25 protein-coding genes are annotated in these 23,885 nt (G+C 52.9%); 9 read left to right on the forward strand and 16 right to left on the reverse strand.

Annotated features, from left to right (window positions below):
* Positions 1-107 precede the first annotated feature (107 nt).
* Both LN341_RS02275 and mutY read right to left on the reverse strand, forming a co-directional pair.
* A complete protein-coding gene (locus LN341_RS02275) occupies positions 108-380 on the reverse strand; it encodes an oxidative damage protection protein (RefSeq protein ID WP_046220520.1) in 273 nt (90 codons plus the stop codon).
* A gap of 114 nt (positions 381-494) precedes the next feature.
* Complete coding sequence (mutY, locus tag LN341_RS02280) at positions 495-1,508, reverse strand: A/G-specific adenine glycosylase (RefSeq protein ID WP_234203958.1); 1,014 nt, start codon at positions 1,506-1,508, stop codon at positions 495-497.
* Between the two features lie 292 nt (positions 1,509-1,800).
* On the opposite strand from mutY, the gene trmB reads away from it, so the two are divergent.
* Both trmB and glsB read left to right on the forward strand, forming a co-directional pair.
* A complete protein-coding gene (gene trmB / locus LN341_RS02285; RefSeq protein WP_046220519.1) occupies positions 1,801-2,538 on the forward strand; it encodes a tRNA (guanosine(46)-N7)-methyltransferase TrmB in 738 nt (245 codons plus the stop codon).
* Between the two features lie 116 nt (positions 2,539-2,654).
* Entirely contained in the window at positions 2,655-3,575 is a 921-nt protein-coding gene (glsB, locus tag LN341_RS02290; RefSeq protein WP_046220518.1) for a glutaminase B, read from the forward strand.
* A 68-nt stretch (positions 3,576-3,643) separates the two neighbouring features.
* Here the strand turns inward: glsB and hemW are convergent, their stop codons facing one another.
* The 7 genes from hemW to LN341_RS02325 all read right to left on the reverse strand — a co-directional run bounded on the left by hemW (position 3,644) and on the right by LN341_RS02325 (position 8,479).
* A complete protein-coding gene (gene hemW, locus LN341_RS02295; protein ID WP_234203959.1) occupies positions 3,644-4,804 on the reverse strand; it encodes a radical SAM family heme chaperone HemW in 1,161 nt (386 codons plus the stop codon).
* The gene (locus LN341_RS02300) at positions 4,804-5,397 is read right to left on the reverse strand and encodes an XTP/dITP diphosphatase (RefSeq protein ID WP_234203960.1); all 594 of its coding nucleotides are present in this window, start codon (positions 5,395-5,397) and stop codon (positions 4,804-4,806) included. The genes hemW and LN341_RS02300 overlap by 1 nt, the downstream gene beginning before the upstream one ends.
* Positions 5,398-5,501: 104 nt before the next feature.
* Positions 5,502-5,930 carry a DUF4426 domain-containing protein gene (locus LN341_RS02305; protein ID WP_046220515.1) on the reverse strand — a complete coding sequence of 143 codons (429 nt, stop codon included), beginning with the start codon at positions 5,928-5,930 and terminating at the stop codon, positions 5,502-5,504.
* Between the two features lie 125 nt (positions 5,931-6,055).
* On the reverse strand, positions 6,056-6,361 hold the full coding sequence (gene yggU, locus LN341_RS02310; RefSeq protein WP_370643725.1) for a DUF167 family protein YggU: 306 nt from the start codon (positions 6,359-6,361) through the stop codon (positions 6,056-6,058).
* Positions 6,346-6,903: a YggT family protein gene (locus tag LN341_RS02315; RefSeq protein ID WP_046220514.1), complete on the reverse strand. Its 558-nt coding sequence runs from the start codon at positions 6,901-6,903 to the stop codon at positions 6,346-6,348. Before LN341_RS02315 ends, yggU begins: the two co-directional genes overlap by 16 nt.
* A 9-nt stretch (positions 6,904-6,912) precedes the next feature.
* Entirely contained in the window at positions 6,913-7,731 is an 819-nt protein-coding gene (gene proC / locus LN341_RS02320) for a pyrroline-5-carboxylate reductase (protein WP_046220513.1), read from the reverse strand.
* Positions 7,732-7,777: 46 nt separating this feature from the next.
* Entirely contained in the window at positions 7,778-8,479 is a 702-nt protein-coding gene (locus LN341_RS02325; protein WP_234203961.1) for a YggS family pyridoxal phosphate-dependent enzyme, read from the reverse strand.
* A gap of 23 nt (positions 8,480-8,502) precedes the next feature.
* On the opposite strand from LN341_RS02325, the gene LN341_RS02330 reads away from it, so the two are divergent.
* From LN341_RS02330 to LN341_RS02340, 3 genes are all read left to right on the forward strand, one after another.
* Entirely contained in the window at positions 8,503-9,537 is a 1,035-nt protein-coding gene (locus tag LN341_RS02330; RefSeq protein ID WP_046220511.1) for a type IV pilus twitching motility protein PilT, read from the forward strand.
* Positions 9,538-9,553: 16 nt separating this feature from the next.
* Positions 9,554-10,660 (forward strand): PilT/PilU family type 4a pilus ATPase, encoded by a 1,107-nt coding sequence (locus LN341_RS02335; RefSeq protein WP_234203962.1) that lies wholly within the window; start codon positions 9,554-9,556, stop codon positions 10,658-10,660.
* Between the two features lie 191 nt (positions 10,661-10,851).
* Positions 10,852-12,168: a YjiH family protein gene (locus tag LN341_RS02340; protein WP_046220509.1), complete on the forward strand. Its 1,317-nt coding sequence runs from the start codon at positions 10,852-10,854 to the stop codon at positions 12,166-12,168.
* 154 nt (positions 12,169-12,322) lie between these two features.
* Here LN341_RS02340 and ruvX read toward each other — a convergent pair whose 3' ends face one another.
* The 4 genes from ruvX to rsmE all read right to left on the reverse strand — a co-directional run bounded on the left by ruvX (position 12,323) and on the right by rsmE (position 15,159).
* Positions 12,323-12,751: a Holliday junction resolvase RuvX gene (ruvX, locus tag LN341_RS02345; protein WP_046220508.1), complete on the reverse strand. Its 429-nt coding sequence runs from the start codon at positions 12,749-12,751 to the stop codon at positions 12,323-12,325.
* Positions 12,748-13,311 (reverse strand): YqgE/AlgH family protein, encoded by a 564-nt coding sequence (locus LN341_RS02350; RefSeq protein WP_046220507.1) that lies wholly within the window; start codon positions 13,309-13,311, stop codon positions 12,748-12,750. Before LN341_RS02350 ends, ruvX begins: the two co-directional genes overlap by 4 nt.
* Positions 13,312-13,461: 150 nt before the next feature.
* Complete coding sequence (gshB, locus tag LN341_RS02355) at positions 13,462-14,412, reverse strand: glutathione synthase (protein WP_046220506.1); 951 nt, start codon at positions 14,410-14,412, stop codon at positions 13,462-13,464.
* A gap of 15 nt (positions 14,413-14,427) precedes the next feature.
* On the reverse strand, positions 14,428-15,159 hold the full coding sequence (rsmE, locus tag LN341_RS02360; RefSeq protein WP_234203963.1) for a 16S rRNA (uracil(1498)-N(3))-methyltransferase: 732 nt from the start codon (positions 15,157-15,159) through the stop codon (positions 14,428-14,430).
* A gap of 260 nt (positions 15,160-15,419) precedes the next feature.
* Between rsmE and LN341_RS02365 the strand changes: the two genes are divergently transcribed.
* The gene (locus LN341_RS02365; protein WP_234203964.1) at positions 15,420-16,733 is read left to right on the forward strand and encodes a hypothetical protein; all 1,314 of its coding nucleotides are present in this window, start codon (positions 15,420-15,422) and stop codon (positions 16,731-16,733) included.
* A 45-nt stretch (positions 16,734-16,778) separates the two neighbouring features.
* Here LN341_RS02365 and LN341_RS02370 read toward each other — a convergent pair whose 3' ends face one another.
* From LN341_RS02370 to metK, 3 genes are all read right to left on the reverse strand, one after another.
* Positions 16,779-17,498: an endonuclease gene (locus LN341_RS02370; protein WP_234203965.1), complete on the reverse strand. Its 720-nt coding sequence runs from the start codon at positions 17,496-17,498 to the stop codon at positions 16,779-16,781.
* A 102-nt stretch (positions 17,499-17,600) separates the two neighbouring features.
* The gene (locus tag LN341_RS02375) at positions 17,601-18,098 is read right to left on the reverse strand and encodes a SprT family zinc-dependent metalloprotease (protein ID WP_234203966.1); all 498 of its coding nucleotides are present in this window, start codon (positions 18,096-18,098) and stop codon (positions 17,601-17,603) included.
* A gap of 391 nt (positions 18,099-18,489) precedes the next feature.
* A complete protein-coding gene (gene metK, locus LN341_RS02380) occupies positions 18,490-19,644 on the reverse strand; it encodes a methionine adenosyltransferase (RefSeq protein WP_046220500.1) in 1,155 nt (384 codons plus the stop codon).
* A gap of 639 nt (positions 19,645-20,283) precedes the next feature.
* On the opposite strand from metK, the gene epd reads away from it, so the two are divergent.
* From epd to fbaA, 3 genes are all read left to right on the forward strand, one after another.
* Positions 20,284-21,360 carry an erythrose-4-phosphate dehydrogenase gene (epd, locus tag LN341_RS02385; RefSeq protein WP_046220499.1) on the forward strand — a complete coding sequence of 359 codons (1,077 nt, stop codon included), beginning with the start codon at positions 20,284-20,286 and terminating at the stop codon, positions 21,358-21,360.
* Between the two features lie 44 nt (positions 21,361-21,404).
* Positions 21,405-22,568 carry a phosphoglycerate kinase gene (locus LN341_RS02390; RefSeq protein WP_046220498.1) on the forward strand — a complete coding sequence of 388 codons (1,164 nt, stop codon included), beginning with the start codon at positions 21,405-21,407 and terminating at the stop codon, positions 22,566-22,568.
* A 126-nt stretch (positions 22,569-22,694) separates the two neighbouring features.
* Positions 22,695-23,771, forward strand: coding sequence for a class II fructose-bisphosphate aldolase (gene fbaA, locus LN341_RS02395; protein ID WP_046220497.1), 1,077 nt, complete (start codon positions 22,695-22,697; stop codon positions 23,769-23,771).
* Positions 23,772-23,885 lie beyond the last annotated feature (114 nt).

Consider the following 23,885-nt stretch of genomic DNA (forward strand, 5'->3'; position numbering starts at 1 on the left):
TACTTGCGTTGAGCAAATCATGTCATTTTATGATTGTTCACGGTACGTTTTTCAGGCATCGGCGCCTGAGAACGTGACATTCGTGCACATGAAACCGGCGTTGAGTGTTACTCGCTTGGCGGTGTGTAACCGTCGATGATCACATCCTGACCTTCGAACAGGAACTTCACCATTTCTGTTTCCAGCAGCTTGCGGTGCTCCGGATCCATCATGTTCAGTTTTTTCTCATTGATCAGCATGGTCTGTTTGCTTTGCCACTCAGCCCAGGCTTCTTTTGAAATGTTATCGAAAATACGTTTACCCAGTTCACCCGGGTACAGCTGGAAATCCAGACCATCGGCTTCTTTCTTCAATCGGGCACAAAATACAGTACGGCTCATGGGATCCTCAATTTTGATGAGTGGGCAGCCTGCATGGCTGCCTGAATCGAATTTCTGGGGCTAGTTTCCTGCTTCTGTCTGCAGGATTCAAGTTTGTTGCGTGCAGGATTTGCCTCAGGCGCGTTTTTCAATGAATTTACGGATTGGCGTCGGCAGGCCTAAATCACTCAGGGCATCCATGGCAAACCACTGCTGGTTACCGGTCTGATCGCTCAGGCGATCCACCGACCAGACGCTGGCGTTCAGTTTGTAATGGGTGAAGGTATGTTTGAAGGTGCCTTTGAGCTCAACATGGCCTCCGAGCTGTTCGGGTTCCAGGTAGATTTGCGGCAGACACCAGAGTGCCCCCCAAATGCCATTCTCTTCCCGTTTTTCCAGTAGCAGCTGACCCTCAGATTCGATCCACAGAAACTGGCCGGGCCGGGTCGGGACAACTTTTTTCGGTTTGGGTGTCGGCAGGTCGGCGACGCGGTCGGTATTAAAGGCGATACATTGGTCCTGAAAAGCGCAGTCACCGCAGGTTGGATTTTTCGGTTTACAGACGGTTGCTCCCATGTCGAGCAGCCCCTGTGCAAACGCCCGGTTGTTTTGCTGCGGGGTGAATTGTTCAGCATGGTGCCAGAGCTGTTTGTCGACCTGAGTGGTGCCCGGCACGCCTTCAATGCCAAAGAAACGACAGAACAGACGTTTAACGTTGCCGTCAACAATCGGGCCATAGGTATTGTAGGCAAATGAAGCAATGGCTCCGGCGGTATAGCGGCCGACGCCCGGAATTTTCAGCAGTTGATCAACCTGTGCCGGAAACTCGCCCGCACAGGCATCGGTGACATAAAGGGCGGCTTTTCTCAGATTGCGGGCACGGGAGTAATAGCCCAGTCCCTGCCAGTGGTTCATGACGTCATCTTCGGTGGCGGCGGCCAGTGCTTCAATGGTCGGGAAGCTGTCCATCCAGCGTTCAAAGTAGGGGATAACCGTGGCCACCTGCGTTTGCTGAAGCATGATTTCGGAGACCAGCACCCGGTAAGGGGTTGGATTGAGCTGCCAAGGCAAGTCATGGCGGCCATGGGTTTGCTGCCATTGGATCAGACGATCCTGAAAGGTTTCGGGTGGCAAAGGAAATTGCTTCATAAAATTATCTTCACAGTGCTGCTGAATCTGACCGCGCTTCAGTATGAACAACATCATCTGAGTGCCGCAGTGCATTGATATTCTTTGACTTGAGCCCGGTTGTCGCACGATGGTTTATCTACGACCCTGAGCCTGCTTTATTCGAGTTGACCATCCGGCCGACATTGCGGTGACGATTGCACCACATTCCGGGGCCGGCTTCAATGCGAAGACGGCACTTGCACTCAGCCGTGAACTTTGGATAATGCCGGATCCATTAGTGCCAAACACTCCAAATTTTAGGTAAGGACCCATGAGCCAAGAATCCAGAACAAACGCTGACGTCACCCTGACGGAATATACAGAAGACGGTAAGCTGGTACGCAAGATCCGCAGCTTTGTGCGTCGTGAAGGCCGTTTAACCAAGGGCCAGCAACTGGCGCTGGAAAATAACTGGTCGGCTATGGGGATTGATTTTGATAAGCAGCCGCTGAACTGGACAGAGGTGTATGGCCGTGAAGGCCATGTGGTGCTGGAAATTGGCTTTGGGATGGGCGCCTCTCTGGTTGAAATGGCAAAGAATGCGCCAGAGAAAAACTTTATCGGGATTGAAGTGCACAGCCCGGGCGTCGGAGCCTGTCTGATGGCCGCAGAAGCGGAAGGTCTGACGAATCTGCGCGTGATGTGTCATGACGCCGTCGAAGTGTTTGAGTATATGATCCCGGATGGCAGCCTGGACACAGTTCAGTTGTTCTTCCCGGATCCATGGCACAAAGCCCGTCACCACAAGCGCCGTATTGTGCAGCCTGCTTTTGTGGAAATGGTGCGTAAAAAGCTGAAAATCGGCGGTATTTTCCATATGGCAACAGACTGGGAAAACTACGCTGAGCATATGGTGGAAGTGATGAAAGCTGCACCGGGTTATGAGAACACGGCCACTGACGGGGATTACATTCCGCGTCCGGACGAACGTCCGCTGACTAAGTTCGAAGCCCGCGGGCATCGTCTGGGTCACGGTGTGTGGGATATGAAGTTCGCGCGTACAGAATAATGTGCTATGGTTCAAAGCCATTGCGGGGCAACATAGAGTAAGATGTTGACCTGAAAACATGATTAGCCTGAAAAGCCAGCCTCTGCGTTGGCTTTTTTGTCCTCTGGAGAGAGTGAATGAAGCCCAGTAAGCAGTTGCTGAATGACATTCTGGAAGAAGTCAGACCCTTAATCGGCCAGGGCAAAGTTGCCGACTATATCCCCGCGCTGGCACAGGTTCCCGCGAACAGGCTGGGTATTGCCGTTTGCTATAACGATGGTGAAATTATTCAGGCTGGCGACAGCGAAGAAGGCTTCTCCATCCAGTCGATCTCCAAAGTGCTGAGTCTGACGCTGGCTATGACTCTCTATGAGGCCGATGAAATCTGGTCCCGGGTCGGAAAAGAGCCGTCGGGACATGCGTTTAATTCCATGATCCAGCTGGAGCTGGAGCAGGGGATTCCGCGTAATCCTTTCATTAATGCCGGTGCGCTGGTGGTGTCGGATCTGCTGCACAGCCGTCTGTCGGCACCGCAATACCGGATGCTGGAGCTGGTGCGCAGTCTGGCGTGTAACCCGGATGTTGCCTACGACAAGGACGTGGCTGCATCGGAAATGCAACACAGCGATCGCAATGCGGCGATTGCCTATCTGATGCGGGCATTCGGCAACTTCAACAACGATGTTGTGCCTGTGCTGGGGAATTATTTCGGCTACTGTGCACTCAAAATGAGTTGTGTTGATCTGGCCCGGACCTTCAGCTACCTGGCCAACAAAGGCATGCCACTGGGCACAGATACCCCGCTGATTTCGCCCACACAAAGCAAACAAATCAATGCACTGCTGGCAACCTGCGGTCTGTATGATGGTGCCGGTGAGTTTGCCTATCGTGTCGGCATGCCGGGTAAATCCGGAGTGGGGGGCGGTATTGTTGCGATTGTGCCGGGGGAAATGTCGATTGCCGTCTGGTCGCCCGAGCTGGATGCCTCGGGCAATTCAGTGGCCGGCACTGCCGCGCTGGCGCTGCTGGCAGAGCGCATCGGCCGCTCTATTTTCTGACCGTCCCCGAACTTCTGTGTGGACGAGTAACAATCGCTGGCAGCAGGCTGCCAGCGAATCATAGCCTGTTACTGGTCTTCCTCGACAAAAGCGGCCAGTAAATCATTCAAAAAGAGCTTTCCCTGTTCGGTGATTTGCCAGTGATCGCCCTGATCCAGCAGATATTGTTTGTCCAGCGCCCAGCTGATCGGCTGTTGAATACTGTCCAGCGACAGGCCGGTCCGCTCGACATAGTCCCGTTTCGGACAGGCCTCCAGCAAGCGGAAACGGTTCATGAAAAACTCGAACGGACGCTCTTCATCACCGACCTGGGTTTCCTGATCCAAATATGCTTTTTTCGGATTGAGATAACCGCGCGGGTGCTTCACTTTCACGGTACGGGTGATGCGACCGTCAGCAAAGCTCACCTTGCCGTGGGCGCCGCAGCCGATGCCAAGGTAATCCCCAAAGCGCCAGTAATTGAGGTTGTGCTGGCACTGCATGCCGGGTTTGCTGTAACCGGAAATTTCATACTGCTGATAACCGGCCTCGGCCAGCAGCACATGGCCCTGTTCGAAAATATCCCACAGATCATCGTCATCCGGCAGAGTCGGCGGTTTGGAATAAAACAGCGTATTGGGCTCGATCGTCAGCTGATACCAGGACAGATGCGGCGGGTTCAGGGCGATTGCTTGCCTGAGATCCGACATGGCATCTTCAACGGACTGATCCGGCAGGCCATGCATCAGATCCAGGTTAAAGCTGTTCAGCCCGGCCTCTTGAGCCAGCCCGGCTGCGCGCACCGCTTCACCTTTGCCGTGAATCCGGCCAAGGCGTTTGAGCTTGTCATCCTGAAAACTCTGCACGCCGATAGAGATCCGGTTGACGCCCACCTCGCGGTAGGCCTGAAACCGGCCGGCTTCCACTGTGCCTGGATTGGCTTCCATGGTGATTTCAATCTTGTCACTGAACGGGATTCTGGCCTCAATGCCTGCCAGCAGCCGTCCGATCTCCGGTGCGGAAATCAGGCTCGGGGTGCCGCCACCGATAAAAATGGAATGCAGCGCCCGGCTGCCATCGGCCAGCTGATAGCGATCAAGATCGATCGCCAGATCCTCTAGCAGGGCGTCAATGTAATCCAGCTCGGGAATGTCGTGCTTCAGCGCATGAGAGTTGAAATCGCAGTAGGGACATTTCTGGACACACCAGGGAATGTGGACATACAGGCTCAGTGGTGGCGGTACTAACATCAGGCGTCCTTCAGAGCAGCAAAGAGGTGTTGCAAGGCTTTGCCGCGGTGTGACAATTGCTTTTTATGTTCAGGGGAGAGCTCGGCTGAGGCGCAATCGGCTTCCGGTACCCAGAAAATCGGATCATAGCCAAAGCCATTCTCGCCTCTGGCCTGGCGGAGAATACGGCCTTCCCATTTACCGTGGCAAACCAGCGGTGTCGGATCATCGGCATGGCGCATCATCACCAGCACACAGTGGAAGCGGGCGGTGCGTTCAGCCTCCGGTACGTCTTTCATGGCATCAAGCAACTTTTCCAGATTCGCCTGATCACTGGCGCCTGCTCCGGCATAACGGGCCGAGTAAATCCCGGGTGCGCCTTTGAGAGCATCCACTTCCAGACCGGAATCATCAGCAATTGCGGGCAGGCCGGTTTCTCTGGCGGCGTGACGCGCTTTAATGATGGCATTTTCAATGAATGTCGTGCCGGTTTCGGCCACATCAGAGACGTTGAGATCCGTCTGGGCGATGACCTCGAAACCGAAATCGGCAAGCAAGTTGGCCATTTCACTGACTTTCCCCTGGTTGCCGGTCGCAAGTACTAATTTGCTCATGAAGACTCCTGGTCTGTAAGGCTGGGGCGCTATGATACCCACAGCCAGAGCAAATGCCAAAGACAGAAAAGAAGCGTGCTCTGTTGCTTTTCTGCTGGCGCGGCTTATTCGGCGAAATAGGTCTGTTCGAACTGAATATTACCGCTGGTGGACTGACGGGAGATATCGATATTGAAACGGAAGCGCTCCTCGTTGGCATGACTCAGTTCGGCAATGTAGTAGATAGCATCGCCTTCGCGCACTTCACGGAAAGTGAGGTTTTTCTCATTGCCGACCAGATTACGTGCTGTGCCTTTCACCAGGGCTGCCACGGCGGGTTTACCTTCAACGCTGGTATCGAGCACAGTGACATTAATCAGTGCCGAATAACGGCTGCGCTGAATACGGTAATTTTTCGCGATATCCGCCGTCAGAAAGGTCGACGGAAAGGTTGAATAGTGCACTTCCAGCTCGCCGATATTTTTAAGTTGTTCTGCCTGTGCGGGCAGGGCCAAACTGATGGTTGCAATTACAGCAATCAGTAACTGTTTCATGGTGTTGTCCTTCTATCCTGTTGAAGAATGCCAGATGGCCTAAGACCTTACATTCAAAAGGGATAATATGGTAATTGTTTACAGTATAGAGTGGTCCGCGGACGGCGTCTTTGCGGGTATCAGAATTACAGCAAGGCGCTGATGAGCGGGGGTATGACTTGTGGCGCTTGTATCCGGATGAGTTTGTGCCGGCCCGTTTCTCCCTTTTCGATGATGATTTGCCCTTTGGCTACCCTAAACTGCTTGGCCAGAAACTTGACCAGGTGGCCGTTCGCTTTGCCGTCAACCGGCGGAGCCGTGATGGCGACTTTGATTTCGTCGCCATGCAGGCCGATCAGTTGATCCCGGCTGGCCTTGGGTTGTACATAAAAGCGGATCAAAAGATCCGCTTTATCATGACAAACAGGGCTCAGGCTCACAGCTGGAACCAGATCGGGCCAATCAGATCGCCCATCAGGATATTGGCGAAGTGCAGGCCAACAAAAAGCACCAGTACGCTCAGATCCAGGCCGCCAATGGCCGGAATGATGCGGCGGATTGGCGCTGTCATCGGCTCGGTCAGCTGATGCATCACGTACTCGATCGGGCTGCGTCCCTGACTGACCCAGCTCAGGATGGCACGGATCAGCAGCACCCAGAACAGCAGGCCACCGGCCGCTTTGAGCAAGGAGAGTCCGGCGATCCAGAACAGATCCGGGCTGAATGCCACGCCGCCATTGGTCAGCACGAATTGCAGCGCAATAAACTTACCGACCGTGAGCAGGTAAGCAAACAGCACTGTGGCCAGATCAAGCGAGCCGATTGAAGGGATCACACGGCGCAGCGGGCCGAGAACCGGCTGGGTGACTTTCACCACAAACTGGGAAAAGGGGTTATAGAAATCCGCCTTGGCCCATTGCAGCCACAGTCGCAGCAGCACCACCATGATATAAAGATCAAAAAGGGTGCTGACTAAAAAAGCAATAGCATTCATATTGTTACCTTAAAATAATTTTTCCATTTCCTGTGCGCGGCTGACAGCGGCCTGCATGGCTTTGGCTACGATATCACTAAGTTGCGCTTCATTAAATGTGCGGATCGCCTCTGCTGTGGTGCCGCCTTTGGAAGTCACCTGTTCACGCAGTGTCGACAGCTCAGTATCCGGGTTAGCGATCACCATACCGGCAGCGCCCAGTGCAGCTTGCTGCACCAGTTCACGTGCGGTTTCTTTGTCAAAGCCCTGACGGATCGCTTCGTTCTGCATGGCTTCCATGAACAGGAAAAAGTAAGCAGGCGCACTGCCGGCTGCGGCAATCACGCCATTGATCCCTGACTCTTCAGATACCCAGCAGGTTTTGCCGACTGCCGCCATCAGGTTGTCAGAAAACTGGCGATCCTCGCTGCTGACATCTGAATCGGCATACATACCGCTCATGCCTTTGCCAATCAGCGAAGGGGTATTGGGCATCACTCGTACCAGGCTGACTTTGGCGGCCAGCATGGCCTGCAGGCGCGCCACTGAGATCCCCGCTGCAATGGAAATGACCAGTTTGCCGTCGAAATTGATGGCTTGCAGCGGTTCACAAACGCTGGCCATCAGCTGGGGTTTGACAGCCAGTACGATGACCTCGGCTTGCTGGGCGGCGCGCAGGTTGTCACTGTCGGTATGAATACCGTATTCACGCGCCAGGGGTTCACGGCGCTCGGCACTTGGCGCGGTGGCCGTGATCTTATCGGCGGGATAACCGCTGGCAACCAGGCCGGCGATGATAGAACGGGCCATGTTACCGGCGCCGATAAAAGCGATTGTACGTTGTTCCATGAGAAATCCTTCTGAACGTATTGAGCGCCTGATGCTTCAAGCGAGTTTAACTGTAATCCCTGGCGCCAAAGATAGCGGTCCCGATGCGCACCATAGTGCTGCCTGCGGCCACGGCCGCTTCCATGTCGCCGCTCATACCTATCGATAGGGTATCCAGTCGGGTTTGCGGCAGACGTTGCTGCAAAGTGTCTCTGGCTTTCGCCAGTGCAGAAAAAGCCTGGAATTGACTGGTATAATCGTCGGCTTTTTCCGGTATCGACATCAGACCGCGCAGCTCGATATTGGGTAAGGCGGCAACCTCTGCAGCCAGCTCTGCCAACTGATCAAAATCGACACCTGATTTAGAAGCTTCGCCACTGGTGTTGACCTGAAGCAGGATTTTCAGCGGCGGCAGCGTTGCCGGGCGCTGATCGCTGAGCCGACGGGCGATTTTAAGCCGGTCGACCGAATGCACCCAGTCGAAATGTTCGGCGATCGGTCGTGTCTTGTTGGACTGGACAGGGCCGATAAAATGCCAGACTAACGTTTGATCTGACTGAGAAAAATGCTGAATTTTCTCAACGCCTTCCTGGACATAGTTTTCGCCAAAGGCGCGTTGCCCGGCGGCTATGGCTTCCGCGATGGCGCTGACCGGTTTGGTTTTACTGACCGCCAGCAGTTGCACTGAATCTGTATCACGGCCGCATTTTTCGCAGGCCTGCCGGATCTCTCGGGTGACCTGTGTAATATTTTGTTTGATACTACTCATAATTGATTCTTTAGGGAAAATGTATGGATATCACCGAACTACTGGACTTTAGTGTAAAGCATAACGCCTCCGATCTGCACCTTTCCGCTGGGGTATCGCCAATGATTCGGGTAGACGGTGATGTCAGGCCGCTCAGCATACCGCCTCTGAGCCATGAGGAGGCGCACCGGCTGATCACCGATATTATGAATGACGGCCAGCGGCGTGAATATGAAGAAAGGCTGGAAGTGGATTTTTCTTTTGTTCTGCCCGATGTCGGACGGTTTCGGGTCAATGCGTTTCAGCAGTCCCGCGGGTGTGCTGCGGTGTTCCGGACCATTCCCCAGTCTGTGCCCTCACTGGAAACCTTGCAGGTGCCTGAGGTGTTTTACCAGATTGCCCAGAGTCAGCGTGGGCTGGTGCTGGTTACCGGAGCAACCGGTTCAGGCAAATCGACCACCATCGCCGCTATGGTGGATCATATTAACACCCACACGCACCGTCATATTCTGACCATTGAAGATCCGGTGGAGTTTGTCCATCAAAGTAAGCGCTGCCTGATCAATCAGCGCGAGGTGCACCGGGATACCCACAGTTTCCAGAATGCGCTGCGCTCGGCGTTGCGCGAAGATCCCGATGTGATCATGGTGGGTGAATTGCGCGATCAGGAAACCATACGCTTAGCGCTGACCGCGGCCGAAACCGGTCATCTGGTGCTGGGTACGCTGCACACCAGCTCAGCGGCCAAGGCAATCGACCGGATCATTGATGTCTTCCCCGGCAATGATAAAGCTATGGTGCGTTCTATGCTGTCGGAATCACTGCGGGCGGTGATCGCGCAGAGCCTGCTCAAATGCCCCGGCGGTGGCAGGATGGCGGCCCATGAAATCATGCTGGCAACGCCGGCGATCCGAAACCTGATCCGGGAAGACAAAGTGGCCCAGATGTATTCCATGATCCAGACCGGCGCCGGGATGGGGATGCAGACAATGGAGCAGGCCGTGAACCGTCTCATGGCACAGGGGTTAATTGAACCCGAGGAAGCCGCCAAGGTGGTGGAACGTAATCAGGGATTATGAGGCAGGAAATCGACCCATGAATTTGGATTTTATGCTCTGCCAGATGACAGACCAGCAGGCGTCCGACCTGTATCTCACCGTGGCTGCGCCCTGCCAGCTGAAAATCAACGGGCGGCTGTGTCCGCTCGGTGAAAGCCTGTCGGCAGAACAATTGATGGCCTTGTGCCAGCAGTCGATGTCGGATGAGCAGTGGCAGAGCTTTGTTGCACTCAAAGAGGCGAACTTTGCGCTGGTACGCGGTGAGCGCCGTTTTCGTATCAGTGCCTTCTGGCAGCGCGAGCAGCCGGGCATGGTGATTCGCCGTATTGAAACCGTGATTCCCGACATGGATTCCCTCTGCCTGCCTGAACCCATGAAGGCGATGGCGCTGGCAAAACGGGGCTTGATCCTGGTGGTCGGAGCGACCGGCTCGGGGAAATCAACCTCCATGGCGGCGCTGACAGGGCACCGAAACCGTCATAGCAGCGGTCATATTCTAACGGTGGAAGACCCGATAGAATTTATTCATCAGCACCAGCAATGCATCGTGACCCAGCGTGAGGTCGGTTTAGATACTGCAAGCTATGAAGTGGCACTGAAAAATTCTTTGCGTCAGGCACCGGACATGATTTTGATTGGTGAAATACGCAATCAGGAAACCATGGCGCATGCGCTTAATTTTGCTGAAACCGGCCATCTGTGTATGGCAACCCTGCATGCCAATAACGCCAATCAGGCGCTGGAACGGATACTGCATTTAGTGCCCAAAGAGCAGCGGGAGTCGCTGTTATTTGATTTGTCGCTGAACCTGAAAGGGATACTGGCGCAGCAACTGATCCCCGATCCCGCCGGAGAGGGTCGTCATGCGGTGTTTGAGTTACTGATCAATACCCCCAGAGTGTCGGATTTGATCCGGCGTGGCGAGTTGCATGAACTGAAAGCCACCATGGCCAAAGGCCGTGAGCATGGCATGATCACCTTTGATCAGTCGCTGTATGCACTGCTCAGCCAGGGAAAAATCTGCGAGAACGATGCGCTCAGCTATGCCGATTCGGCCAATGATTTGCGCCTGATGATCAAAACCGGCCAGCCAGGCCAGAGCTCAGCTGGCGGGCTGGACGGGGTCACGATCCGGTTTGAATGATAGCGGATACGACAAGGGAAGCTTTTGCCCACCCATGATCCCAAAGCGGGATAAGCTGTACGGGCTGTGATGTTGTTACTTTTGCGTTAAATCTTTGTGATCCCCCTAGTGGTTTCAAAATAACCACCTTGTGCTCTGTTTGCTCTCTCTTTATATGTATATACAAATAACGTGTAGAGGGAGTGAATCACATGGAACAATCTCAGTCTCGTGTCAGTGCATCGGATGCACTGGCACGTTTCCGCTTACTGTTTCTCAGTGCTGTCGGGATATTTTTCTTTTTCGTGCCCATTTCGGTAAATGGAAAATCGACGATCCCGTTGGATCATTTGGTTAGTCAAATCAAAGTCTGGCTGGGGAGCGGTGTTGCCTGGTATGCCTTTGCCATGATCGTAATCGGTGCAGTCTATCCGTTTGTCACCGGCCAATGGTCAAAGAGCCTGACAGATAAAGTCTTTTCTGTGCTGAAAGTCATGGGTGCCGGCGCAGCACTGATGGCGGTCACAGGAGCAGGACCTGAGTTCCTGCACAGCAAAGACATGCTGCCGTTTCTGTTCGAGAAGCTGGTGATCTCGGTCGGTCTGATTGTTCCTGTCGGGGCGGTGTTTCTCTCGTTTCTGGTCAGCTATGGCCTGCTGGAATTGATTGGTATCCTGGTGCAGCCAGTGATGCGACCGATCTGGCGTACGCCGGGGCGCTCTGCGATTGATGCGGTTGCCTCATTCGTCGGCAGTTATTCTCTGGGTCTGTTGATCACCAATAGAGTATACAAATCAGGGCAATATTCAGCCAAAGAGGCGGCGATCATCGCTACCGGCTTCTCGACTGTGTCGGCCACGTTTATGATCATCGTGGCGAAAACTCTGGATCTGATGGCGGTCTGGAACCTGTATTTCTGGGGCACGTTGGTGATTACTTTCATCGTGACTGCAATTACGGTTCGTTTGCCCCCGTTACGTCAGATGGATGAATCCGTGGCTGATCCTGAACCGGATGCCGGCAGTGAAGGCCGACTGCAGACGGCGTACCAGACCGGCATGAATGTGGCCCGGCAGGCCCCGGCTCTGGGCAGCAATGTTCTGTCGACCATCAAAGACGGTCTGCTGATGACCATTTCCATCCTGCCATCCATTATGTCTGTGGGCCTGATTGGTTTGCTGGTGGCGAAATACACCCCAGTGTTTGAGTGGCTGGGCTATCTGTTTTACCCGTTTACTGCGGTGTGGGGCATTGAGGGTGCGAAAGAGCTGGCGCAGGCCTCGGCATCGGGTCTGGCGGAAATGTTCCTGCCTGCGCTGCTGCTGCGCGAGGCGGAATTTGTGGTGCGTATGGCGGCCGCAGTGATCTGTGTGTCCAGCGTGCTGTTTTTCTCAGCGTCAATTCCCTGCATTCTGTCGACCTCTATTCCGCTGAGTGTCGGACGTCTGGTGGTGATCTGGTTTATCCGGACCGCGCTGAGTTTGCTGCTGGCGATTCCGTTTGCGATGTTTGTGGCCGGGCAAATGTAATTTCGCTATCACCGCTGATAGCTGATAGCTGATAGCTCACGCTGAGTGATGAAAAAGCCCTGAAGTCGTAACTGTCAGGGCTTTTATTTTGTTGCTGGTTTGAAGGGCTTTGGACCACCGATGATCTCAAAGCTAAAAACGCTGTACAGAGCGCTCAACCGTATTGCTGTTCGAACCAGCTTTCGAGGATCACCACGGCAGACTGAGAGTCGACATTGCCTTTGCTGAGTGAGCGGTAGCCACCGCGGGCAAAGAGATCCGAGCGCGCTTCGACCGTACTCAAACGTTCATCATGCAACTCGACCTGGCACCCGAACCGGCCATGCAGGCGGTTGGCAAATTTGCGCGCGCGAGGGGTGATACTTTCCAGTTCTTGGCCGTATACATCCAGCGGCAGGCCGACCACAATGAGGTCTGGTTGCCATTCTTTGAGTAATTTTTCAATCGCTTCCCAGCTGGGAATACCGTCGTTGGCTTTCAGGGCCGGCAGGGGACTGGCTGTGCCTGTCAGCTCCTGGCCGATGGCGGCGCCAATGCTTTTGGTGCCATAGTCGAAGGCAAGTACCGTACGAGAGGTGCTCATGAGTGTCCTATTTCAGTGGATAAGTTTGCAGAATGGATACCCAGTTTGGCGACGGCTTTGTCCCAGCGTTCATTGATCGGGGTTTCAAACACCACTTCAGGATCGGCTTCCATGGTCAGCCAGCTATTGTCAGCCAGTTCCTGCTCCAGCTGACCGGCGGTCCAGCCGGCATAGCCGAGGGCGACCAGAAATTGGCTCGGCTCATTCTGGGTACCCAGCAGGGGCAGGATATCGGTTGAGGTGGTCATCTTGATTTCTTCGGTCAGAGCAAGGCTGGAGCTGTATTCCTCTTTGCTGTTGTGCAGGATAAATCCCCGGTCACTGGCCACCGGACCGCCTATCATGACAGGTTTTTCCAGGCTGGCAGGATGCGCAACGGGTAAGTCGCGCTCCACCTTGATCTGCTCCAGCATGCTGCCGACAGACACATCAATCGGCAAGTTGATGACAATGCCCATCGCGCCTTCATCGTTGTGCTCGCACACATACACCACACTGCGTTTGAAGTGCGGATCCTGCAGACTGGGCATGGCCACCAGAAAATGATTGGTGAGATTCATCGTTCAGTCCTTACACACTCTCAGACAGGCTCTCACATTAAGTATGGGGATGAATTGGCCTAAATGGTAAGTCTGAGAACAGTGTTGTTAAAAATGAAAACGTGACGTGTTGTCAACTTTGACAGACAACACGCCGAGGTTTCAAAAGGATTATGCGCTTTTCAGGCGACCTTCAATGGCATCCATGAGTTTGCCCGTAATCGAAATATCATACGCCGCTTCAATTTCGCGAATACAGGTTGGGCTGGTGACATTGATTTCCGTCAGCTTGTCGCCAATCACATCCAGGCCTACAAAAATCAGCCCTTTTTCTTTCAGTGCCGGTGCGACTGCTTCAGCAATTTTGCGGTCAGTTTCGCTCAGCGGGCGGGGTTCGCCGCGGCCACCAGCGGCCAGGTTGCCGCGGGTTTCCCCTTCGGCCGGAATCCGGGCCAGACAGTAAGGCATCGGCTCGCCGTCCACCACCAGAATGCGTTTGTCACCGTTACTGATGTCTGGCACGAAGGTTTGCGCCATACAGTAGTATTCACCGTGATTGGTCAGGGTTTCAATGATCACCGACAGGTTCGGATCGCCGGCTTTGACGCGGAAGATCGACGAGCCGCCCATACCGTCCAGCGGTTTGAGAATGATATCGCCGTGTTCCTGCTGGAAAGCGCGGATCTTCTCTGCCCGGCGGGTCACGATGGTGGTCGGTGTCAGTTCCGGGAACCAGGCGGTGTAGAGTTTTTCATTACAGTCACGCAGGCTCTGGGGCTTATTGACGATCAGAGTGCCTTGCTCTTCTGCGCGCTCCAGAATATAGGTGGCGTAGATGTATTCGGTATCGAACGGCGGATCCTTGCGCATCAGTACGGCATCAAGCTCGCTCAGTTCGATTTCCTGCTCACCGTGGAAGCTGAACCAGTCGGTCGGATCTTCTTTGAGTTTGACGATCCGGGTGCGGGCGATTGCTTTGCCTTGCTCCAGAGACAGATCAGCCATTTCCATATAATGGATTTCCCAGCCGCGACGCTGTGCTTCAAGCATCATCGCAAAGCTGGAATCCTTTTTGATGGTAATGGACTGGATGGGATCCATCACAATACCCAATTTGATCATGTCTTTTCTCCTTGGTTAGCCAAGATCGCCAAAGCGGACCTGTAGCGCAGTTATCGCCGTCATCGCGGCAGTTTCAGTTCTAAGAACCCGGGGACCGAGCAGCACTTCGCTGAAGCGGAACGTTTCTGTCATACTGATTTCCTGCTCCGACAGGCCACCTTCCGGCCCGATCAGCAGACGGACGCGGGTGACAGGAGCGGGCAGGGTATTCATGGAATATTGGGCTCTTGGGTGCAAATTCAACTTCAGGCCGTCAAATTCTTCCGCGCACCAATCTTCCAGCTTCATCACAGGACGGATTTCCGGTACCACATTGCGGCCGCACTGCTCGCAGGCGCTGATGGCGATTTTTTGCCACTGAGACAGTTTCTTGTCGAACCTGTCTTGCGTCAGTTTGACACCGCAGCGCTCTGAGATCAGTGGCGTAATGCTGTTTACGCCCAGCTCGACAGATTTCTGAATCGTGAATTCCATCTTATCGCCGCGGGAGATCACCTGGCCCAAATGCAGATCTAAAGGGGATTCGACACTGCGTTCAACCCGGGCTGAGATTGCGACTTCAACCTGCTTTTTACCGGCTTCGGTAATGACCGCCGGGAATTCAGCATTGCTGCCGTCGAACAGCAGAATTTCCTGACCGGGCTGCATGCGCATGACGCGGCCGACATGGTTGGCGGCGTCATCACTTAATAACACTTTTCCGCTTTCAGGCAGGCGCTCAGGATGGAAAATACGTGGTACTCTCATAGTCTCAATTCGTTGGCTTTGATGGTTATTCCTGGCGCCAGTATACCAAGCTTGGCGCTAATGTACCGAACAATGCATCGTGCTGAATCATGCGCGATGAGACGCTGCGGAGCTATCCTGAAGTGTTATCTCGCGCAAAAGCTGTACGAACCAACATTGATGCGGCTCATAACTCCGGCAAAAATTCAGTGGGATTGGCCTCTGTATCCCCTAAAATGCCGGCTTTGCGGCGGCGCTATTGAACAGGGGACAGAACAAGAATGACAATCACACAAGGAATCCGCCGACTGGCGCTCCTTATGACGACCTTGCTGGCGGCGGGCTGTGGCGGTGACGGCAAGTCTGGCGAGCGTAGTCTGAATGTGAATGGCGATCCTTTGCTGGCCAGCCTGCAACCCTATCTGAGTACCAGTCCGTACGGATTGGCAGCTGAAGATTGTGCCATCATCTATAAGCAAGGGCGGTCCTGCCAGATGCAGGATATCGCGCCGCTCGGCTATGACATTCAGGGCGACCTGACCCCGGAGGATATTGCCGAGCGATTGCTGGTGTCTCATCACTGGATGGGGGACAGTTTCATGGATGTGGTGCGTGACTTACCGCAGGATGTACTGAACCTGTTCAGGCCACTGAATGTCATCGTCCTCAGTCTAGATATCCGCCCGTCTTTCTATCACTCAGAGACTGCCGGTATTTATATCGATCCGCGCTATCTGTGGCGTAATCAGGCCGAATGGAATGATATCTACCAGCAGCAGGATTACCGTGCGGGCTTTACCGAGTCGCTGCCGTTTCTGGCTCTGCAGCGCTATGTGCACAGCAATGGCGAGTATGTCACTTACAGCAATACCTTTGACGCGACTGTCAATTCCTGGCGAAGCAAATCTGAAATCGCGCCGGGACTGTTTAACCTGCTGGTCCATGAACTGGCGCATGCCAATGACTTCCTGCCGCCGGATCAACTCAGTGTACTGGATGTGTCAACCAGTATCGGCAGAAACATCCAGCTGATTCAAGGCGACTGGATTCAGACGGCATTGCAGCAAACCCATGGGCTTTCTGCGGACAGTTTGCAGTTGATGGCCGAGCGTTATTTTGGCGGCGCTTCTGCGTCAACCTCCATGTCGCCTGAGCAGGCCGGCGCGGCGTTCGAGCCCGATGGTGCCGCCGATTTTTACGGGTATTACACCGGGGCGGAAGATGTTGCCATGCTGTTTGAAGCCTACATGATGTGGCGTGAATATGATGCGGTCTCAGATGTGGCGTTTACCGCTTCACCGGCTTTTGCGAACTACAGTTGTGACGATCTGATCATTGGCTGGGGCCAGCGCAACCGGCTGGCGCAGCAAGAAGTTATGCCGCGCGCCAGGCTGGTCTCGGAAAGTATATTGCAACAGGATCTGAGTGCGGAATTTGCATCCATAGAAAGCGTCACGCCGGTGGATTTGCCATACGGTTACGGCTGGTGCCAGGCTCGTACGTCAGTCATGTCTGCCCGATATGAGCGCGTTTACCGTCAGGAGTCGGTGCCGGACAACAGCAAACGCTATTTGGATGAGATGCTGCGTCACTAAGCACAGGTAAACGGCTGAGATTCCCTGATCTCAGCCGTTGTTATATTAAAGTCCGGTCTGCTGACACGCTTCCAGCACAAAGCTGTTGTGCTTGTTCTGGATTTTCGCGATTCTCCGATCCCTTTCGCACTCCCAGGGACTGACCGGATAGCTCTTGTGCCAGGCCTGCATCAGCTGACGCTGATTTTTCGCCAGCCGGAAGCGGTATTCCTGCTCCATGTAAAGATAGGTGCGGGCAATGGCGCCTCTGGCACGTGGTGGCGGATCCACCCGGCGGTTCTTGAAATCCACTTTGATATCGCACTGACCGTAATAGGCACCGTCATTTTCACGCCAGGGGGTAAAGCGGTAGTTGGAACGATCGCCGTTCACTTCGCCGATGGCCGGGGTCAGGTTATGCATGTCAGCCTCCATTCGGCTGAAGGTCGGGTCTTTACGGCAGTTTTTACGCCCGCCATCCTGCCAGCATTGCAACTGATGGCCAAATTGCCAGGCTGGCACCACGTGCTCCCACTCAATCCGGCTGGCACGTTTTTCCTGTTTGCGCACCTGATAGCCACAGCTGTTCAAATCCGGAACGCCCTTTTTCCCTTGCCATTCAATCCGGCAGCCACAGTAAAAGCTCTCGTTGTGATCCTGATAAATATTGACCAGCAGTTTTTTGGCTTTGGAGAAGGTTGGCGGTGAGTCTGCCAAGACGGGATGGGGCAGGGCACTGACGCTTAGCAGTACGACGGCTATTCGCCATTTCAGCTTGATTAACATGGGATTTCCGGTGACTGAATACAGGGTTGATGATGTTATCAGTACCGGAATTTTTTAGAAGTGTTTCACGTTATCTGTGTGTAAAAAATCAAATTTTCAATCTCACTGCGGCGCACTTCCAGCAACAAGCGTTAAGGGCTGGTGGCATTGCATGCAGTGATAGATGGCTTGCTGACGCAGAATCTTATGATGCCGTCTGACCGTGAGTTGATGCTCACGGCATTGGCAGCGATAGTGAAAAGTCCGTCCGCTTACAGAAGAGACATCGAAGCTGTGCGTGGTCCGTGCCGGCACATGAAACACCTCTGTCATCATCTTCTGCCATTCCGGGCCGTGCGGACGCACTTTGCCATAGCAGGCATACGTGAGCAGGTGGGCCAGTTCATGGGGAACCACTTCGTTCAGAAAAGCCTGCGGGTTTTCTGCCAGCAATATTGGGTTATAGCGGATCTCCCAGCTCTGCATCCGGGCACTGCCTGCAATTTTACCGCGCTGGGTAAAACGGATGACCGGTTGAGGAAACTGTTTGCCAAGCTTTTTTTCAGCCTGGCGAAGGCAGGCGAGGGTACGCTCAATAATCGCTTGTTGTAGTGAGTCCATAACGCTGAAAGGTGAACAAACAAGGGACTCAGTATGAAAGGTCTGGCGCTGATTTTCTACCCGCGATAGGCCTGAAATGCGTCTTGTACAGCAATGACAGCATTTGGATCATAGGTGTTCAAAACCTCAGTAAGCTGTACAGCCACAGATGATCAGCTGATTGAGCGATTGGATCATGGGAAGTAAAAAGCACTAAAATATTTTTATTTTCATGGTGTTATCTATTTTTTTGAAGAGGGGGGACAGCTTGTTCTGCTTTTAGATCATCGGTGACCTGAAGCTGAAAGCGCTGTACAGGGGAGCGGACGGAGCGAAAGGAAAGCAATGAAAAAGGAAGCCGAAGCTTCCTTTTTTATGAGTAAGAATCACAGCCTTGCTGATTCGGAACGGATTACTTGATGTTGGCGTAATCGCGCAGCAGCTCAGCCTTGTCGGTTTTCTCCCAAGGGAACTCTTCACGGCCAAAGTGACCGTATGCCGCTGTCTTCTTGTAGATAGGCTGCAGCAGATCCAGCATTTCGATCAGGCCGTATGGACGCAGGTCGAAGTGATGGCGCACAGCGTCAACGATCAGATCATGAGAGACTTTCTCGGTGCCGAAGGTTTCCACCATGATAGAGGTTGGATCGGCAACACCAATCGCGTACGACAGCTGGATTTCACAGCGATCAGCCAGGCCAGCCGCGACAATGTTTTTCGCCACATAACGGGCGGCGTAGGCTGCACTGCGGTCTACTTTCGATGGATCTTTACCCGAGAAGGCACCACCGCCGTGACGCGCTGCACCACCGTAGGTATCAACGATGATTTTACGGCCAGTCAGACCACAGTCACCCATTGGACCGCCGATCACGAAACGACCGGTTGGGTTGATGAAGTATTTGGTGTCTTGAGTCAGCCATTCTGCTGGCAGCACAGGTTTGATGATCTCTTCCATTACGGCTTCTTGCAGTACAGGAAGTTCAATGCTGTCACAGTGCTGAGTGGACAGAACGACGGCATCAATCCCTACAATTTTGCCCTGATCGTAGGCAAAGGTAACCTGGCTTTTCGCGTCCGGGCGCAGCCAAGGCAGCGTACCGTTTTTACGGACTTTCGCCTGACGCTCAACCAGACGGTGCGCATAAGTCACAGGGGCTGGCATCAGTACTTCTGTTTCATTGGTGGCGTAACCGAACATGATGCCCTGATCGCCCGCACCCAGATCTTTCGGGTCGCTGCGGTCAACACCCTGGTTGATATCAGGAGACTGCTTACCAATCGCGCTCAGAACGGCACAAGAGTTGGCATCAAAACCCATGTCTGAATGCACGTAACCAATTTCACGCACCGTCTGACGGGTCAGCTCTTCGATATCCACCCAGGCAGTGGTGGTGATTTCACCACCGACCATGACCATACCGGTTTTGACGTAAGTCTCACACGCAACACGTGCTTTCGGGTCTTGTTCTAAGATCGCATCCAGGACTGCATCTGAGATCTGGTCTGCAATTTTATCTGGATGGCCTTCCGATACCGACTCAGAAGTAAACAGGTGTTTCGCCATGAGTATTCTCACTATTAGAAAAACTTTAAAGGTGATTGGAGGTGTGATTTTCAGCAGTCTGAGTGATAAACCATCAGTCTGTATGTATAGAGCTACCTCCGTCTAGACGGCTATAATAACTGGTATGGGATCAAAATCAACAACTAGATATGTGTGGAAATCAGATATTTTTCAGCCAAACGATTATCTTCATTGTGTGGTTTGTTATCTTGTTGGTGAATAATACTGGTTTCAATGAAAAAATCAGACCATTTACCTTCTTTGTGAGTTGGCAGCCTCTTCTTACGTTTTTGCGAAAGGTATCCTGGCCCTCGCGGTCTCGGTGCGGATTGTTTTTATACTGCGATGGCCTGATTACACAGCGGTGATCCATAGTTGGCAGCAATTGTTATTGATAGGTTGCAGAAAAATTATTTCGGACAATGAAAAAAATACGTCAGACGGGCGCTTTATTTATTCCGATGAAGCACTATTTATATATCTGTTATAAGGAAAGATGGCGTGACAGTGGGCGTATTTACTGGCATTGCGCCAGGTTCACAGACAATCATCCTGGGGAGTGAGGCGGGTCACAATTAGGATGAATCTCGTTAACGCTTGGTATACACTAGAGCGGCTTTTCACTTACGTAGCACGGATATGACATTACGAGTCGCAATTAATGGATTTGGCCGTATCGGCCGCAGTGTACTGCGGGCCTTGTATGAAAGCGGCAAACATCATCAGATAAAAGTCGTGGCAGTGAACGAACTGGCTCAGCCTGAAGCGATGGCCCATCTGCTTCAGTATGATTCCAGTCATGGTCGCTTTGGCCGCAAGGTCAGCCATGATCAGGAGCACCTGTTCATTGCCAATGGTCAGAGTGAAGACGCGATTCGTATTCTTCATCTGAGTGATATCCAATTGCTCCCGTGGCGGGATCTGGCAGTGGATATTGTTCTGGACTGTACCGGCGTCTACGGCTCCAGAGCCGACGGTGAAGCCCATATTCAGGCCGGTGCCAAGAAAGTCCTGTTTTCCCATCCTGCTGCCAATGACATTGATAACACCATCATCTTCGGTGTGAACCAAGACAGCCTGTCACCTCAAGATCGCATTGTTTCCAACGGTTCCTGTACCACCAACTGCATTGTACCTGTGATTAAAGTGCTTGATGATGCTTTCGGCATTGAATCTGGCACGATCACCACCATTCATTCAGCCATGAATGACCAGCAGGTGATCGATGCCTACCATACGGATCTGCGCCGGACACGCGCTGCAAGCCAGTCGATCATTCCGGTAGACACAAAATTACACTTAGGTATCGGCCGTATTTTTCCTCATTTTGCGGATAAATTTGAGGCGATTTCAGTCAGGGTTCCTACAATTAACGTCACCGCGATGGATCTGAGCGTCACGGTGAAGACTAATGTCTCGGTTAATGATGTAAATCAAGCCCTGGCCGAGGCTGCCAGGTGTACATTGACGGATATTGTCGATTACACCACAGCGCCACTTGTTTCTGTTGACTTCAATCATGATCCCCACAGTGCCATTGTTGATGGCACCCAGACCCGTGTCAGTAATCAGCATCTGCTGAAGTTGCTGATCTGGTGCGACAATGAATGGGGATTTGCCAACCGTATGCTGGATACAGCGCTGGTGATGCATCAGGTCAGTGGCCAACTGAAAGACGTTTCTGAATTTCCCAGCCAGGCAAAATCGCAGGGCTGAACGTATTTATCATTTACACAGTAAGACTATTGAGAGGACAAACCATGTCTGTAATCAAGATGACTGATCTGGATCTGGCCGGTAAACGTGTGCTGATCCGTGCCGATCTGAACGTGCCAGTCAAAGCAGGTAAAGTAACTTCTGATGCACGAATCCTGGCATCTCTGCCAACGATCAAGCAATGCCTGGCAGCAGGCGCAAAGGTAATGGTTACCTCTCACCTGGGTCGTCCGACCGAAGGTGAATATGCTGACGAGTTCTCTCTGCAGCCAGTCGTGAACTATCTGCAAGACGCGCTCGACTGTGATGTGAAGCTGGCGAAAGATTACCTGAATGGTCTGGATCTGAACGCTGGCGAGCTGGTGGTACTGGAAAACGTTCGCTTCAACGTGGGCGAGAAGAAGAATGACGAAGCACTGTCTAAGCAATACGCGGCACTGTGTGACGTGTTTGTGATGGATGCATTCGGTACGGCTCACCGTGCACAGGCATCGACGCACGGTGTGGGCATGTTTGCGCCTGTGGCGTGTGCCGGCCCGCTGCTCGCCGCGGAACTGGACGCTCTGGGTAAGGCGCTGGGTAATCCTGCCCGCCCTATGGTGGCCATTGTTGGCGGCTCGAAAGTGTCGACCAAACTGACCGTGCTTGAGTCACTGGCTAAGATTGCCGATCAGGTTGTGGTGGGTGGCGGTATCGCGAACACCTTTATTGCGGCTGAAGGTCACGGTGTTGGTAAATCTCTGTACGAAGCCGACCTGATTGATACAGCGAAAGCCCTGATGGCGCAAACCAATGTGCCGGTTGCAACTGATGTGGTCTGCGCCAAAGAATTCTCTGACACCGCTGAAGCGACCATCAAGTCTGCTTCTGAGATTGCAGAAGACGATATGGTACTGGATATCGGTCCGGATTCTGCGGCTGAACTGGCCCGCATTATCAAAGAAGCCAAAACTATCTTGTGGAACGGCCCGGTCGGTGTGTTCGAGATTGAGCAATTCGGCAAAGGAACTGAAGTCGTGGCACAAGCGATTGCGGACTCTGCAGGTTTCTCGATTGCCGGTGGCGGCGATACGCTGGCTGCGATTGATAAGTACGGTATCAAAGATAAGGTATCTTACATCTCAACGGGTGGCGGTGCGTTCCTGGAGTTTGTAGAAGGTAAAAAGCTGCCGGCAGTTGCTATGCTGGAAGAACGAGCGAAAGCCTGATAAAGCGGCGTAGGTATTCCTGCGCTCTGAACACGCAGTGTGTGGCTAATCATGAAGGTTTGGCCGCACACAAGAGTAACGAGTTTATCTTTAAACCCAGACAACAAAGCTAATAGGACTATTGTTATGTCTAAGATCTTCGACTTCGTAAAACCTGGTGTGATTTCTGGCGACGACGTACAGAAAGTATTTGCAGTCGCAAAAGAAAACCAATTTGCGCTGCCAGCAGTGAACGTGGTGAACACGGATTCTATCAACGCTGTGCTTGAAGCTGCGGCGAAAGTGAAAGCCCCTGTTGTTGTTCAGTTCTCAAACGGCGGTGCTGGTTTCTTTGCAGGTAAAGGCCTGAAGCTGGAAGGTCAGAACGGCCCAATCCTGGGTGCGATTGCCGGTGCAAAATATGTTCACGCCGTGGCTGAAACTTACGGTGTGCCAGTGATTCTGCACACTGACCATGCGGCGAAAAAACTGCTGCCATGGATCGATGGTCTGCTGGATGCGGGTGAAAAGCACTTTGCTGAAACCGGTAAGCCGCTGTTCTCTTCTCACATGATCGATCTGTCTGAAGAGTCTCTGGAAGAAAACATCGAAATCTGTGCGAAGTACCTTGAGCGCATGAGCAAGATGAACATGACGCTGGAAATTGAACTGGGTTGTACCGGTGGTGAAGAAGACGGTGTGGATAACTCTCACCTGGATCAATCTTCTCTGTACACTCAGCCAGAAGATGTTGCCTACGCCTACGAGAAACTGAATGCAATCAGCCCGCGTTTCACTATCGCGGCATCTTTCGGTAACGTGCACGGTGTTTACAAGCCAGGTAACGTGGTTCTGACCCCAACGATTCTGCGTGATTCACAAGCGTATTGCTCTGAGAAATTCGGTATTGAGTCCAATGCACTGAACTTCGTATTCCACGGTGGTTCAGGTTCTTCTCTGGAAGAAATCCGCGAATCTATCGGTTACGGTGTGATCAAAATGAACATCGATACTGATACTCAGTGGGCCACCTGGAACGGTATCCGTGAATACTACCTGGAAAACGAAGCTTACCTGCAGGGCCAGATCGGTAACCCAACCGGTGAAGATGCGCCGAACAAAAAATACTACGATCCACGCGTATGGCTGCGCAAAGGTCAGGAATCTATGGTGAAGCGCCTGGAACAAGCGTTCTCTGATCTGAATGCAGTCGACGTACTGTAATTGATCAGCCTGAGCCGATTCGATTGTAAAAGCCCGCATCGCGGGCTTTTTTATTTGGTTTAATAGCCAGAGCTGAATAAAGTTACCTTAAGCCGCATAAAAAAGTCTTGCTTG

Origin of the sequence: Photobacterium sp. TLY01, assembly GCF_021432065.1 — a bacterium.
GTDB lineage: Bacteria > Pseudomonadota > Gammaproteobacteria > Enterobacterales > Vibrionaceae > Photobacterium > Photobacterium halotolerans_A.